Source organism: Natrinema sp. CRL1, assembly GCF_059162405.1.
In genome coordinates this window covers 1,032,746-1,047,163 of the sequence record NZ_JBLVOY010000001.1, presented here as the reverse complement: position 1 = coordinate 1,047,163, position 14,418 = coordinate 1,032,746, and the positions used below count along the sequence as shown (strand labels likewise).

General features: G+C 63.6%; 14 protein-coding genes. 8 read left to right on the top strand and 6 right to left on the bottom strand.

Annotated elements, in window-relative coordinates; all coding sequences use genetic code 11:
* Window positions 1-92 precede the first annotated feature (92 nt).
* From ACJYUO_RS05435 to ACJYUO_RS05420, 4 genes are all read left to right on the top strand, one after another.
* Window positions 93-596 carry a universal stress protein gene (locus tag ACJYUO_RS05435; protein ID WP_494344366.1) on the top strand — a complete coding sequence of 168 codons (504 nt, stop codon included), beginning with the start codon at window positions 93-95 and terminating at the stop codon, window positions 594-596.
* Between the two features lie 90 nt (window positions 597-686).
* On the top strand, window positions 687-1,169 hold the full coding sequence (locus ACJYUO_RS05430) for a PH domain-containing protein (protein ID WP_494344365.1): 483 nt from the start codon (window positions 687-689) through the stop codon (window positions 1,167-1,169).
* A gap of 1 nt (window position 1,170) precedes the next feature.
* The gene (locus tag ACJYUO_RS05425) at window positions 1,171-2,850 is read left to right on the top strand and encodes a PH domain-containing protein (protein WP_494344364.1); all 1,680 of its coding nucleotides are present in this window, start codon (window positions 1,171-1,173) and stop codon (window positions 2,848-2,850) included.
* A gap of 102 nt (window positions 2,851-2,952) precedes the next feature.
* Window positions 2,953-3,645 carry a hypothetical protein gene (locus ACJYUO_RS05420; RefSeq protein WP_494344363.1) on the top strand — a complete coding sequence of 231 codons (693 nt, stop codon included), beginning with the start codon at window positions 2,953-2,955 and terminating at the stop codon, window positions 3,643-3,645.
* A gap of 102 nt (window positions 3,646-3,747) precedes the next feature.
* Here the strand turns inward: ACJYUO_RS05420 and ACJYUO_RS05415 are convergent, their stop codons facing one another.
* The 4 genes from ACJYUO_RS05415 to ACJYUO_RS05400 form a co-directional block, all read right to left on the bottom strand.
* Window positions 3,748-4,920 carry an ABC transporter ATP-binding protein gene (locus ACJYUO_RS05415; RefSeq protein WP_494344362.1) on the bottom strand — a complete coding sequence of 391 codons (1,173 nt, stop codon included), beginning with the start codon at window positions 4,918-4,920 and terminating at the stop codon, window positions 3,748-3,750.
* 40 nt (window positions 4,921-4,960) lie between these two features.
* The gene (locus ACJYUO_RS05410) at window positions 4,961-5,890 is read right to left on the bottom strand and encodes a carbohydrate ABC transporter permease (RefSeq protein ID WP_494344361.1); all 930 of its coding nucleotides are present in this window, start codon (window positions 5,888-5,890) and stop codon (window positions 4,961-4,963) included.
* Window positions 5,887-6,807 carry a carbohydrate ABC transporter permease gene (locus tag ACJYUO_RS05405; protein WP_494344360.1) on the bottom strand — a complete coding sequence of 307 codons (921 nt, stop codon included), beginning with the start codon at window positions 6,805-6,807 and terminating at the stop codon, window positions 5,887-5,889. Before ACJYUO_RS05405 ends, ACJYUO_RS05410 begins: the two co-directional genes overlap by 4 nt.
* 104 nt (window positions 6,808-6,911) lie before the next feature.
* Window positions 6,912-8,135: an ABC transporter substrate-binding protein gene (locus ACJYUO_RS05400; RefSeq protein ID WP_494344436.1), complete on the bottom strand. Its 1,224-nt coding sequence runs from the start codon at window positions 8,133-8,135 to the stop codon at window positions 6,912-6,914.
* Between the two features lie 241 nt (window positions 8,136-8,376).
* Between ACJYUO_RS05400 and ACJYUO_RS05395 the strand changes: the two genes are divergently transcribed.
* Both ACJYUO_RS05395 and ACJYUO_RS05390 read left to right on the top strand, forming a co-directional pair.
* Window positions 8,377-9,786 carry a class II fumarate hydratase gene (locus ACJYUO_RS05395; protein WP_494344359.1) on the top strand — a complete coding sequence of 470 codons (1,410 nt, stop codon included), beginning with the start codon at window positions 8,377-8,379 and terminating at the stop codon, window positions 9,784-9,786.
* 407 nt (window positions 9,787-10,193) lie between these two features.
* The gene (locus ACJYUO_RS05390) at window positions 10,194-10,427 is read left to right on the top strand and encodes an HVO_2901 family zinc finger protein (RefSeq protein ID WP_494344358.1); all 234 of its coding nucleotides are present in this window, start codon (window positions 10,194-10,196) and stop codon (window positions 10,425-10,427) included.
* Between the two features lie 96 nt (window positions 10,428-10,523).
* Here the strand turns inward: ACJYUO_RS05390 and ACJYUO_RS05385 are convergent, their stop codons facing one another.
* A complete protein-coding gene (locus ACJYUO_RS05385) occupies window positions 10,524-11,255 on the bottom strand; it encodes a DICT sensory domain-containing protein (protein WP_494344357.1) in 732 nt (243 codons plus the stop codon).
* Between the two features lies 1 nt (window position 11,256).
* Window positions 11,257-11,619 (bottom strand): DUF7344 domain-containing protein, encoded by a 363-nt coding sequence (locus ACJYUO_RS05380; protein ID WP_494344356.1) that lies wholly within the window; start codon window positions 11,617-11,619, stop codon window positions 11,257-11,259.
* Between the two features lie 233 nt (window positions 11,620-11,852).
* Between ACJYUO_RS05380 and ACJYUO_RS05375 the strand changes: the two genes are divergently transcribed.
* On the top strand, window positions 11,853-12,341 hold the full coding sequence (locus tag ACJYUO_RS05375) for a PH domain-containing protein (RefSeq protein WP_494344355.1): 489 nt from the start codon (window positions 11,853-11,855) through the stop codon (window positions 12,339-12,341).
* Window positions 12,338-13,933: a PH domain-containing protein gene (locus tag ACJYUO_RS05370; RefSeq protein WP_494344354.1), complete on the top strand. Its 1,596-nt coding sequence runs from the start codon at window positions 12,338-12,340 to the stop codon at window positions 13,931-13,933. Before ACJYUO_RS05375 ends, ACJYUO_RS05370 begins: the two co-directional genes overlap by 4 nt.
* The last annotated feature ends 485 nt before the right edge of the window (window positions 13,934-14,418 follow it).

The following is a 14,418-nucleotide window of genomic DNA, read 5'->3' as shown; positions in this document are numbered from 1 at the left end:
CGGAGCGATTCGGACGCGAGGAGTGAAACCCTGATACGGCATGCATGATTTTCTGGACAATTATATTCCCCTCCGGACGCTAGCACGACGTAATGGCATCGTCCTCGAGTGGAACGAACGAATCGACCACGAATGGCGAACTTCACGCTTCAGATGAACAGTCGACGATCGCAGAGACGTTCGACCGCGTTCTCGTCGCGATCGACGGCGAGACCGACAAGGTGGTCGGGTCGGTCGCCGTCGCGGAGGCCGCCCGTCACGACGGGCGAGTCGAGACGCTGTCGGTCGTCCCGATGAACGCGTCCGTCGACCGGTGGGATATGGTGGTCGAGCGGCGGGAAGAGAGTGCCGAGACGGCGCTGGATGCGGTCGGCGACGCGGCCGCCGAGGTCGACATCCCGGTCGCAAAGCGACTCCGATACGGCGACCCCGTCGAGGAAATCGTCGGGTATGTGAGACGCAACGATGTCGACCTCATCGTTCTGGGTGAGCCATCTCGGTCCGGTTTCCGCCGATTCCTTTCGCCGACGAGCGTCACCGAACGGGTCCGCAAATCGGTGTCGGTTCCCGTCCTTACGGTTCCCACAAACGACTGAGCACCAGACAAATCCGCCGTCGGTGAGCCGATATCCGCGCCGTGTCCCCGGAACCGTAGCTTTATCCACCGGTCCTGACATGTATCGAACATGGAATCGCTGCATCCCCGCATCCGACTACTCTGGATCGCCCGCGGCGCGCTCGCCGCGGTCGTGATCGCCGTCGCCCTCGTCGCTCTCGAGCAATGGCTACCCGCCGTGCTCCCGGTCGATTTCTCCGTGCCGCCGGCGGCGATCGCCGCCGTCGTCGCGGTCACGCTCGTTCTCGGCAGTATCTACGCTATTCGTCTCTATCAAGTCTGGCAGTTCGAACTCCAGGACGACGCCCTCTATCTCGAGCGGGGCGTCGTCACCTTCGTCGAGACCGCGGTCCCCTTCGTGCGAGTCCAGCACGTCGACACCCAGTTCGGCCCCGTCGAGCGGGTGCTCGGCCTCTCGAGCGTCGTCGTTTACACCGCCGGATCCCGAAACGCCGACGTTCGGATTCCGGGGCTGACGCCGGACCGCGCCCGGAGCCTGCAGAACACGCTCCGCGAACTGGCCGTCGAGAGCGAGGCCGAGGATGCCGTCTGAAATGAACCGACTCCACTCGCTCAGCGCGGTCTCGATGGCGATCCAGCGCGGCGTCACCGGCCTCTCGATGCCGTTTTTCGTCGTCATGATCCTCTCGAGCCTCTTCGATTTCGTCGACGTCGGCTGGACGTTCGTGCTGGCCCCGATTGGATTCGTTGCCGGCGTCGGCTACGGCCTCGCGTACTACTATCGCTTTACCTACGAGGTCACCGACGACACCTTCGACGTGACCTCTGGCGTGTTCTCCCAGCGATCCCGCGAGATTCCTTACGGTCGCATCCAGAACGTCGACGTCGCGCGCGGGGTCCTCCAGCGGGTGCTCGGACTCGCCGTCGTCTCGATCGAGACTGCCGGCGGCGGTGAGACCGAGGCGACGCTCAGGTTCGTCAGCGAGGCGGAAGCGAACCGACTGCAACGTGACATCCGGCGGCGAACCGCCGCGGTGAAACAGCGCCGACGCGAGGCCGATTCGGCCGAGGCCGGCGCTGGTGCTGGCACCGGCACTGATACCGGCACCGATAGCGATCCGTCTCCCGACTCGTCGGGCGCTCGAGCCGACGATGGAACAGCGGATTCAGCGTTCGAATCCGGAGAGACGCCGTCCGCGGACCGGGCTCGCGAGGAGACCCAGTACGCCGGCCCCCGACGGCAGCAGTTGTTCGCGCTCGAGCCGCGGGAACTCCTGTTGTACTCGCTCTCGTCGTTTCGGCCGGCCGCCGCCGCGGGACTGCTCTTCGTCTTCGCCGTCGCGAGCGACCCCATTCTCGACTACCTCGTCGCCGTCGCCCAGCCGTTCGGCGGCCCGGCGGCCCTCGGAAGCGGCTCCGTCGGCAGTTATGGTATCCTGACGCTGGTCTCGATGATCAACGCGATTGCCGTTACGTACGTCCTCAACGCCGGGTACACGTTCGTCGCGTACTACGACTTCCAGTTGGGACGTGCCGACGAGGACTTCGTCTACGAACGCGGCCTGTTCCAGCGCTACAGCGGCTCGGTCCCCGCCGACAAGATTCAGGCCGTAACGATCACCGACAACCCCCTCCAGCGACTGCTCGGCTACGCCGGCCTCTGGGTCGAGACCGCCGGCTACGGCCCCGAGAGCAGCGGCGGCAGCCAGTCGGCTGTTCCCCTCGCCGACACGAGTCGGATCCGGCGCTTCGCCGAGAACCTCACCGGCGTCGAGCCGCCCCAGTTCCGGCGTCCACCGACGCTCGCCCGCCGGCGCTATCTCGTCCGCTACGCCATCGTCGCCGCCGTCATCGTCGCGATCGCGTTCGGGCTCGCACAGGTCTCCGCCCTCGAGCGCTGGTATGTCGCCGCGATCGTCTTCGCGGCGGTGCCGCCCGCGGCGCACCTGAAGTACGTGCATCTGGGCTACTTCGTGGGCGAGGACCACCTCGTGATCCGGACCGGGTTCTGGAAGCGCCGGACGACCGTAATCCCCTACTACCGCATCCAGACGGTCTCGACGCGGCGGTCGATCTTCCAGCGACGGCTCGGGCTGGCGTCGGTGGCCGTCGACACCGCCAGTTCGCGGACGTTCAGTTGGGGGACGCCGACGATCTACGACGTCGACCTCGAGGTCGCGCGTCGCGTCCACGACCGCAGTCGAGAGAACCTGCAGGTGGCCCTGCGCGACCGCGCTCGAGACGACCTCCGGCTGTCGGTGGATTTCACCTGATGGACTCGAGACCACGACGCTTTTGCCCCGACCGTTCCACTCGCTCCGTATGGATGCAGACGGTCTCGACCGACCGCTCGAGAGACGCGGTCGGATGCGGATATGATCGCCGACGCGCTCCGGTACCCGGTCGGCGACGCGGTCGGACGGGCGGCGCTGCTCAGGAGTAGCGTCTGTGTCGTCGCGATCGCGGTCGGACTGCGGTACGCGGCGGCGTTCTCGCCGTCGATCGCCGCGCTCGGCCCCGCGCTCGTCGCGGTCATCGCCACCGTAATCCTCTCGGGAACGGCGGCGGTCGTTCTCGGAGCCGCCGACCAGCAGTCACAACCGCCGATCCGAGCGGTGGTCAGACCCGGCCTCGCGGCGCTCGCGTTGTCGATCGTCTTTCTGGCCCCGCCGATCGCCCTGCTGGCGCGATCACTGACCACGACGCCGGCGGCGCTCGGACTCGAGAGCGGCGCGGGACTGTTCTCGCTGGTCTCCTCGACCGCGTCGCTGTTTTTCTTCGTCGCGTGTGCGTACACCTACCCGGCCGTAGTCGCCACAACTGCCTCGACTGGCCGCCTCCGTACGGCCCTCGAGCCCGAGACGTTACTCCCCGTGTTGACCGCCCCGGCGTACCTCCTACGGTGGATCGGCGGGTTCTCTTTCGTCGTCCTCGCGGTGTGGCTCGTCGGCGTCTCCGCCCGTCGCGGCGACGCATCGGGGCTTATCTCTGCGGCGGCGGCCGCCTACCTCCTCGTCGCAAGCGCCCGCGTCGTCGGCGTCGGCTACGCTCGAGCGTCGGGCAACTGACTCGGCTCGAGCCAAAAACGGCCGGCTACCACTCGCGGCGGAACGAAAGAACTAGCGCTGCAACCGTCTGACAACGCCGGATTCGGGGCCGATCAGCGCCGATCAGACGTTCGGCACTCGCGGCTCGTTGCTCTCGACGCGGCGGTTGTGAAGCGCCTCGTTGGTATCCCCGTCGAAGACGTGAACCGCGTCCTCGGGAACGTGGACGACCACGCGATCGCCCGCTTCGACCCGGCTCATGCCGTCGATCGTCGCGATGATCCGCTCGCTTCTGTCCGCACCGAGATCGAGGTAAACGATGTTCTCGTCGCCGGTTGGTTCGACGACGGTGACCGACGCGGGGACGGTGTGGCCGTCGGCCCGCCGTTGGTCGCCTTCGCTCCGTTCGATGCTAATGTCCTCCGGGCGAACGCCTAAGACGAGGTCGTCTCGACCGCCGATCGCCGTCGTGATGTCCTCCGAGACGGTGTACTCGAGTGTCTCGTTGACGAGGACGGCTCCGTTGCCGTCCGTGTCGCGACGCGTCACATCGAAGAAGTTCATCGCCGGCTCCCCGATGAAGTCCGCGACGAATACGTTTGCGGGCTCGTGATAGCACTCCAGCGGCGTGCCGACCTGCTGGAGTTCGCCGTCGTTGAGGATGGCGATCCGGTCGCCCATCGTCATCGCTTCCGTCTGATCGTGGGTCACGTAGACCGTCGTCGTCTCGAGTTGCTCTTGGAGTTGCTGGAGCTCGGTCCGCATCTGGGCCCGGAGCTTGGCGTCTAAGTTCGACAGCGGCTCGTCCATCAGGAACACGGCGGGTTCCCGGACGATCGCGCGACCGAGTGCGACCCGCTGTTGCTGGCCGCCCGAGAGCTCTCCGGGCTTTCGGTCCAGCAGGGGATCGATCCCCATCATTTCGGCGGTTTCCTCGACTCGAGCGGTGATCTCGTCGTCCGAGAGGTCCGTCGACTCCTCGAGTCCGAACGCCATGTTCTCCCGAACGGTCATGTGCGGGTACAGCGCGTAGGACTGGAACACCATCGCGATATCCCGGTCTTTCGCCGGCACGTCGTTGATCACCCGATCGTCGAGGCGAATATCGCCGTCCGAGATCGTCTCGAGGCCGGCGATCATCCGCAGCGTCGTCGACTTGCCACAGCCCGAGGGGCCGACGAGAACGAGGAACTCCCCGTCCTCGATGTCGATCGATACATCGTTGACGGCAACGATCTCGTTGCCGTCGTTTTCCGTGAATACTTTTCGTACGTCGTCGAGTTGGGTTTCTGCCATCGTCAAATCCTCCGGTTCGATACCGTTCGTTGTCGGTCGGTCATGTCTGTACCCCCTCCGCGAACTTGTCGGCGAACAGCACGTAGACGAGCAGCGTCGGAAGCGCCGTGATGAACGCGCCCGCCATCCGGAGCGGGTAGTCCGTGCCCTCCATCGACTGGCCGAGCCCGGACAGGATAAGGGTCGCGGACGCAGCCGGATTGTTGATGCTCCCGATGATCGTCAGCGAGAACAGAAATTCGTTCCAGATCTGGGTGAACTGGAAGATGAACACGACCGCGAACATCGGTATCGACAGTGGCAGGACGATCCGTCGGTAGACCCGCCAGACCGACGCGCCGTCGAGTCGTGCGGCTTCGATCATCTCTTCGGACATCGTCTTGTACTGCGACCGGAACAGCAGCGTCACGATTGGGATCCCGTAGGCCGTATGCGTAATGATCAACTCGAGGATCGTCGCGTGGTGTGGCTCGAGCAGCGGGAGCCCCCAGAGGAACGAGAGCCGTGCGCCCAGTTGCATGTACTGGCTCCAGAACTGGAAGAGCGGGACGATCACCGCCTGATACGGAACGAAAATACCCGCGATGAACAGCGCCAGCACGGCGATCTGACCGCGCCAGTTGACGAGCGTCAGCCCGTAGGCGGCCATGCTGCCGAGGATCGCACACAGAATCGTCGAGGGGATGGTGAACAGCATGCTGTTGACCATCCCGGGCGCGAGGAAATCGAACGCGATCTGCCACTTCTCGAGCGTAATCCCGCTCGCAGAGAAGGGTGGAAGGAACGGGAAGGTCTCCTGGAGTGCGGCCGACGTTTTGATCGACGTCACGAGTCCGGACTCGATCGGGATCAAGTAGAACCCGACGAGTCCGACCAACGTGGCGTACAGCCCTACGCGGCCGAGCGAAATGCCGTTGGTCTCGTGTTCTGTCGACGCCGCTTGCTCGGTGGTAACTGATTGTTCGCTCATAGGTTCCCCCGCTTGTACTGATTGTACAGGTACGGTGCGATGACCGCCAACGACAGCGCGAACAGCATGAGCGCGATCGAGGACCCGTAGGCCCACTCGGATCGGCCGAACGACTCACGGACCATCTTGGTCGCCAGAATGTCGGCCCCACGGCGGGGTCGGTAGCCGTCGAAGGTCGCGTACAGGAAGTCGAAGGCCTTCAGCGCGAACAGCACTAACGTGACGGACGCACTGACCATCGCTGGCCGTAGCTGCGGAATAATCACGCGCCAATACATTCGAGCCGTGCTCGCTCCGTCGACCCGTGCGGCCTCGTACTGGTCGTTCGGGATCGACCGGAGCGCGGCGAGGTAGATGATCATCGTGTACCCGCTGAACTGCCAGACGAGCGCGAATATCACCGACCCCAATACGAGTTTTGGACTCCCCAGCCAACTGTACGGGCCAAGCCCGAACACGCCGATGAACTGATTGATAATACCGTTGTTTACGTTGTACATCCACCGCCAGAACTGGGCCGTGACGATGAACGAAAGGGCGAACGGAAGGAGATAGATCGTCCGAAACGACCTGCTAAAGCGGATCTCGCGATCGAGCAGCAGTGCTAAGAGCAGGCCGACGATCAGGCAGACGACCGTGAATCCCACGAGCAAGACGAACGTGTTCCGCGTCGCCGCCCACATTCCCGGATCGTCCAGCATCGCCCAGTAGTTCTGCAGACCGAGGTTGCTGTAGTCGGGGTCTCCGAACCCGGAGTACTCCGTCAGCGAGAGCAGGAAGTTCCAGCCGATCGCGGCGTAGACGAAAAAGCCCATCAACAGGAACGGCGGCAGCCAGAACGGCGACGACTGTACGATGTCGCTGTCAAGCCAGCGTCGGAGCGTCGACCGTTCCTCGGTCGTCCCCCCATCTGTCATGACGCGTCGCTCGCGACTCGTCCGTTCGCTCTCGGGACCCTCGCCTCGGGGACGCCGGACGCTACGCAGTAATAATAAAAAACGTTTCATGTTTGTTGGGCGAGTTATACGCTGTCCATGAAGCCGCTCGTCGCACCGTCGACGTCGTAGGGGTCCGCGAAGTTGTTGTTGAGGACCTCCTCGAGGTCGGACTGCGTGTTCGTGTCCACGGCGAGTCCGTGTGCCAGTGTCGGCGGCTTCTCCGAGACGTTGTTGAAATCGTCGATCGTGTCCGTGAGATACTCGTTGAACTCGTCGGTAGACACGTCCGTCAGCGTCGGGATCGATCCCTTGTACTGGTTGAACGCGACCTGTGCCTCCTCGGACCCGACGAACTGCAACCACGTCGCGGTATCCTCGGGCGTCGGATTGTCGCTCGGGTAGATGAACGAGTCGATGTGGAGGGTGTAGTAGTCCTCCGTCCCGGGGTACCGGATCGCGTCCCATTCCGTGCCGTACTCGAGTTCCTCCGCGATGTACGCGCCGGCGGCCCAGTTCCCCTGGTGGATGAACGCGGCGTCGCCGCTCATGATGTCCTGATTGACCTCCGTGAACTCGACGGAGGCCGCGTCGTTGTTGATGTAGCCGAGGAGTTCCTCGAGTTTCTCGAACGTGTCGCGGACGGCGGCTTCGTCGCCCTCGCCGTTGATGAAGTTCATGTAGGCCTCGTAGCCGTGCTCGCCGAGCATCGTCTGGGCCCACGTCTGGAGGATACACCACGGCGCGAGCGAGAACGCAAACGGCGTCGCGTCGGTCTCCGATTCGACGGCGGCGAGCGCGTCGATCAGCGCGTCGGCGCTGTCGATCGACTCCGGATCGACGCCGGCGTCCTCGAGGACGCTGACGTTGTAGAAGAGGTCGTTCAGTCGGTGGGAACCGAGCGGGACCGCCGAGAAGCCGTCGTTGTGCTGGCAGAGGTCGACCGCTTCCTGGACGTGGGCCTCTTTCAGACCGGCCTCGTCCCAGACCTCCGACTCGATGTCGCCGACGGCGTCTCCGTACTGCTCCAAGTTCGCACCCGGCCAGCCGGCGAACGAACTCGGCGGATTACCGCCCTGAAGGCGGTTGGCGACCGTCTGGTCGAGGTTTTCGTTGCCGCCGCCGCCGATCGGGTTCTCGTTGAAGTCGACGTCCGAATGCGCTTCCTCGAACGCCGAGAAGAGCGCGTCTGCGGCCTCTTTCCCGTCGCCGCCGGTCCAGCCGTGAAGGACCTCAACCGTATCGCTTCCGCCGCCGCCCGTACAACCGGCGAGACCGGCGAGTCCCGCTGCACCTGCCCCTTTTAGCACCGTTCTCCGTGGCACCTTGTTACCATTAATCACTGCGAATCACACATGATTGTTTGTATGGTACCTACTTAATAGTTTCCAAAATTAATTATGTTCTGAGTGAATGGCTTGAGCAGCCAGATATAGCTCGTTTGCTCACCGAACCGGCAGGACGTACGTGGTGGCCGGGATGCCGAGTCCGATGTCGAATGCCGGAATCAGACCGGTGGATTTTACGCACCCGGCGGTCAACGCACCGCACATGAGCGAGGATTACAGAGTCGAACGCGACAGTCTCGGCGAGATGCAGGTGCCCGCGGAGGCATACTGGGGCGCACAGACCCAGCGCGCGATCCAGAACTTCCCCATCTCGGGGATCACGTTCAGCCGGCGGTTCATCCGCGGACTCGGCGTGGTCAAGAAGGCCGCCGCACAGGCCAACCGCGACCTCGGTCTGGTCGACGACGACGTCGCCGAAGCGATCATCGAGGCCGCCGACGAGGTCATCGCCGGCGAACACGACGACCAGTTCCCGGTCGATATCTTCCAGACCGGGTCGGGCACGTCCTCGAACATGAACGCAAACGAGGTCATCGCCAACCGCGCCGCCGAGGTCATGGGCAGCGAAATCGGCGACCGCGTCGTCCACCCCAACGACCACGTCAACTACGGCCAGTCGAGCAACGATGTCATCCCGACCGCGATGCACGTCGCCTCGCTCGAGGCCGTCGAGAAAGACGTCATCCCGGCACTCGACACCCTCCGCGAAGCCCTCGAGGAGAAAGAAGCGGAGTTCGACGACGTGATCAAGACCGGCCGCACGCACCTGCAGGACGCGACGCCGGTCACGCTGGGCCAGGAGTTCAGCGGGTACCGCACCCAGGTCGAGAAGGGTCTCGCACGGGTCGACCAGGTGCGTGACCACCTTGGCGAACTCGCACTCGGCGGCACCGCGACCGGGACCGGGCTCAACACCCACGAGGAGTTCCCCGGCCGCGCCGCGGAGTACATCACGAAAGAGACCGGCGTCCAGTTCCGCGAGGCCGACAACCACTTCGAGGCCCAGGCCGCCCACGATGCGATGAGCGAGGCCCACGGCGCGCTCCGGACTGTCGCCGGCTCGCTGAACAAGATCGCCAACGACCTTCGACTGCTCGCCTCGGGCCCGCGAAACGGGCTCGGTGAGATCGAACAGCCCGAGAACCAGCCCGGGTCCTCGATCATGCCCGGCAAGATCAATCCGGTCGTCGCCGAGGCCGTCAACCAGGTCCACAAGCAGGTCGTCGGCAACGACGCCGCCGTCTCCGCCGGCGCTGCGGAGGGCCAGATCGATCTGAACCTCTACAAACCCGTCCTCGCCCACAACTTCCTCGAGTCGGCCGAACTGATCTCGAACGCGAGCCAGGTCTTCGGCGAGCGGTTCGTCCGGAAACTCGAGGCCAACGAAGAATACTGCGAAGAGCGCGTCGAGCAGTCGATGGCGATGGCCACCTCGCTGAACGTCCACATCGGCTACGACAAGGCAAGCGAGGTCGCCAAGACCGCGCTCAAGGAGGACAAGACCGTCCGCGAGGTCGTCCTCGAGAAGGGCTACCTCGACGAGGAGGAGGCCGACGAGGTGCTCGACCCCCGGAAGATGGCCGAGCGCGGCATTCTCGGCCAGGACGACTGATCCGGGGCCCGTTTTCGGTCGTCTGCTACTCGGTTTCCCGTCTCCTGTCCGCATCGTCTCGCACATCGGTTACGGAGATGCAAGGAGAAAGCCCCGCCCTTCAGGGCGGGGAGGATGTCAACGCACACTGTTCGACCGATTCGGTCCTCGAGGGCCGTCGTTCTTCGCCGTATTTTTGACAATAACTCGGTGTTTTGATACAATCTCGAGATAGTTGTTCTCACATGGCATGATCCGTGTGATCTGACAGCAAACGGAATACTCGAGGGCGAGTAAACCGCCAATTCTGTCGTTCTTTTTTCCCGGACCGGATCGATCAAATCGGCACAGTGGAGCCGAATCAAGGCATAATTCGATGTAATAAAAGAACCCAAGCAGTTTTGACGGATGCTCGCGTCAGACGAAATATGCACACCTGTCGCAACTGCAACCAGTCGTTCCAGACCGAACTCGCCCTCGAATTACACCGAGATACGTGCAAAAACGGACAACTCCTCTGTCAGGTATGCGGGGAGCGATTTCAGGAAGGAACGGCGACCCAAGACGGCTGGCACTACGAATGTCCGAACGAGGACTGCGAGGGAGACGGCCTACAGGAGGATCTCTATCGCGTCGGAGACGTTCGAACGGCGACGCAGTAATTTTCGCGGCGCATTTCTACGTCTTCTTTCGTGTTCGGATGAAATGGGACAGGGCTATCGAATCCGAAGCCGACTCCGGAAAAAGCAACAAGCGGGTCAGGAGCCGCCGTACGTCGTCTCGAGATATACGATTAGTTCCTCGACAATCACCGGATCGTACGTCCAAAAGCCGTAGTACTGGCCCGGATCGCGCTCTTCGGCGATCACCGCACAGTGGTTCCATTCGGTCCCGCCACCATCAAAGATCACGAACCAGAACGCGTCGAGTTCGCCATCGCCGTCCGTCACGACGGTTACGTCGCTGGTGAGTCCGTTTTCGTACTTCCCGTCGAGAAACACTGTCACAGCGATCGAGTCGCGTTTACCGAACCGTTCATACACGTCGGTCTGTGCCCGGAGCGCAGCCGGTCGCTGAAAACCGGCGTACAACCGCCCCTTCCCGACGCGCCACGCCCGCTCTTCGATCTCTCGAGAGGTGGCCTCCATCTGCCGGCGATCGTACGACGAGAACAGCGTGTTCTCGAGGAAGCTAAACAGGTCCTCGCTGTCGAGGTCCGTTTCGGCGAGTTCCCACGGCGGATGGATCTCGGGCGAGAGGATCGCCTCGAACTGGTCGATCCCCAGTGCACCCCGAAATTCGCCGTCCCGATCTCGGATGATCACGAACCCCGTCCCATCGATCGAACCCAGCGGCCGGTGGGTCACGTCGACGTTGCGCGTGTCGAACTGGCGTCGGAACTCCGCTATGACGGACTCCTCGTCGGTGTGTATCTCGAGCGTTTTTCGTCGTTTATCGACGGTATCGAAGGCGTTTCGGAGCGATTGCATGTTAGTCGTCGATCCCCACGGCGGCAGTGACCGGTTCCGGAATCGATGTCTCGGTCACGGTGTTCGTCTCGCTGTCGAAGGTGATGAACTCCAACTCGGCGAGTTGCGGGAGGAGCACGTGATACAGTCGGAGCTGGATCCGGTCGCGGTCCGACGGCATCGCGATCGTCTCGTCGCTACTCGCGGCCGCGGCCGCGAGCACGTCGGCGAGTTCGTCGACCGTTGCCGTCGAGTGATCGTGGAGATAGATGATCGCGTTTCGGGCGTGAGCCGTCCCGAGAAGGCGGATCACATCGTCGACCGGAACGTCATCGGCCGCCGTTCGGAGGGCGAACAAATCGAGGGTGACGTGATCGTTGCCCATCGTAGTTTGTATGTTGACAATGGACAAATACTTACGGATCACCGGCGATACGGGACTCTCACTCGGGATCGCATATCAGCGATTGCTACCCGACGAGGAGTCTCCCCGGCGACGGTAGACGCCGTGTCAGCCATGCCCCGCTTCGAACGGGACCGCCGGCCGACCCGCTATCAGGTCGTGAGAACGGCCGCCGCTTTCCTATCCTTTAATCGGGTCGTTCCCACAGGGTACGTATGGAACGGCTCACCCCGCGAGTGCGGGTCGTCTGGATCGCCCTCGCGACCGTTCGAGCCGCGATTCTCGGCGGCTTTCTCGTGGGCGCGGCGATCGGCCTCACTCGAACCGATTTCTGGGACGCCGCGCCTTCGGTGCTCGTGCCCGCCGCCGTCGCAATCGCCGTCGTCCTCGCCGTCGTACGCGTCCTTGTGGCGTGGCGACGCTACGGCGTCTGGCGGTTCGACCTTCGGGACGACGACCTCTACATCGAACGCGGCGTGTTCACGCGCGTCAAGACGGTCGCTCCCTACGTCCGCGTCCAGCACGTCGACTCCCGGCGCTCGCCGCTCGAGCGAGCCACCGGTCTCGCGACCGTCGTGGTCTATACGGCCGGCTCCCGGAGTTCGGATGTCGCGATCCCCGGGCTGACACCGGCCCGCGCCGAGGAGGTCCAGGAATCGCTCCGACGACTCGCGATCGAGAGCGCGGGTGAAGACGCCGTATGAGGTCGCTCCACCCGGCGTCGGTCGCCGTCCGCTCGCTCTCGCGGAGCCTCAACACCGGCTTCCTGTTCTTCGTCGTCGGGATCGTGGTCTCGCCGGGCGGGAACGGGACCGATCTGGTGTCGGTCGGCGCGCTCGTCGCGATCGGCATCGTCACGGGGATCGTCTACGAGTTCGCGTACTACCGACGGTTCCGGTACGAACTCACTGAGGATACCTTCGACGTCACCTCCGGGGTGATCGCCCGCAGGGATCGAGAGCTTCCCCTAGGACGAGTCCAGAACGTCGATATCAGGCAAAACGTAGTTGGCCGGATTCTCGGCATCGCCGCCGTCCACATCGAAACCGCGGGCGGTGGCCAGACCGAGGTCAGCCTGCAATATGTCGCCGAGGAGGAAGCCCACCGACTCAGACGACGGCTTCGACGCGGCGCGAGCGCCGGAACGAGCGACGCGACCGACTCGAGTACCGACGAAACGGGAGTGCGGGCTACCGAAAGCAAACGGGAGGCCGACGACGAGACACTCCTGTTCGAGATCCGGCCGCACGAACTCGCGATTCTGAGTGTGTTCACCATCGATCCGGGTGCGAGTCTGCTGGGCGGCATCGCGCTCTCGTTTGCCAGTGGCTTCGACCCCGCGACGTTGCTCCCGACCGACCGCATCGCGGGGCTTCCGGGACCGGAATCGGGATTGCTCGCGCTCGCGTGGGGGCTCGGTCTCTTCTTGCTCGCCGCGTGGGTCATCAGCGCGGCGCTTACCTTCACGCGGTACTACGGCTTCCGGCTCACCCGCGTCGGCGACGAACTCTACTACGAACGCGGGCTCCTCCAGCGCTACAGCGGGACGATACCCCTCGAGAAGGTCCAGACGCTCACCATCTCGGAGTCGATCCCGTTCCGGTGGTTCGGCTACGCCGCGCTGAGCGTCGAGACGGCCGGCTACGCGCCCGGCCAGTCCGACTCCCGCGGGACGGAGTCCGCGATTCCGCTCGCCGACGCCGGCCGCGTGGCCGAACTCGCGCGGGCGATCGAACCGTTCGGTCCGATCGACCTCGAGGCCCCGCCGCGACGGGCCCGCGAGCGGTACGCAGTCCGGTATTCGCTCGTCGTTGCCGCTATCGTCGGCGGCGCGTACGCGGTGGCTCGGTATACGGCAGTCGTCCGGCAGTGGTACGCCCTCGCCCTCCTCGCCGTCCTCGTGCCGATCGCCGCTCACCTGAAATGGTCGAATCGGGGCTACCGCATCGGTGATCGGTACGTTCTCACCCGCACGGGCTTCTGGCGGCGGACGACCAAAGTCGTCCCCTACTACCGGGTACAGGCCGTCATCCACCAGGCGACGATCTTCCAGCGCCGACGCCGACTCGCCAACGTGACGGCCGATACCGCCAGCTCCGCGACGCTCCTCGGGCGGGCCGCAACCGCCTACGACGTAGACGCGGATCGCGGACTCGAGATCCAAGCCACTATCGAGGAACGGCTACAGGACCGTCTCCGGGCGCGCCAGCGCGAGCGGACGGTCGGACAGTGGTTCCGCGACGCGACCGAATCAACGGACGAGGAGTCGTCTGCCGACGAAACCGACGACCACTGAATCGCGGGCGACTCGGTCTGCCTCGTCATCGGCGACACCCATTCACTCTGTATAGCGCTATAAGGTATACGAGTTTGAATGTGAACAGTGTGGGTCGTGTTAAAGAAAGGAAAACTTTCCGTGGATACACGACCTCATTCCGTTGGATCGACAGATAGAGCTTGCAACTATAGTAGCCACTAAAAGTCATTGCACACCTGACCGCATGACTACGTCGAGGTCAGTGTGTAAATCGTTTCAGTGGCTCTATAGCCTCGACGAAGAGAACGTACACTATCGGTGTTGTCGTCCGATACAACGAAAAGCGCCACAGCGGCGTTTTGAGCGGATCGAAACACTCGACGCCCTTCGGGGACCAAACGACAGTTTCTCACCCGAGAGATTCGTTGCAGACGCAGTTCAAAGTGTTCTGCACTCGACTCGAGGCTCTGGCTAACGGGGGCCTCCAGTATAAGGAGGACGTGTCCGCCACTCGGCCGGTGACA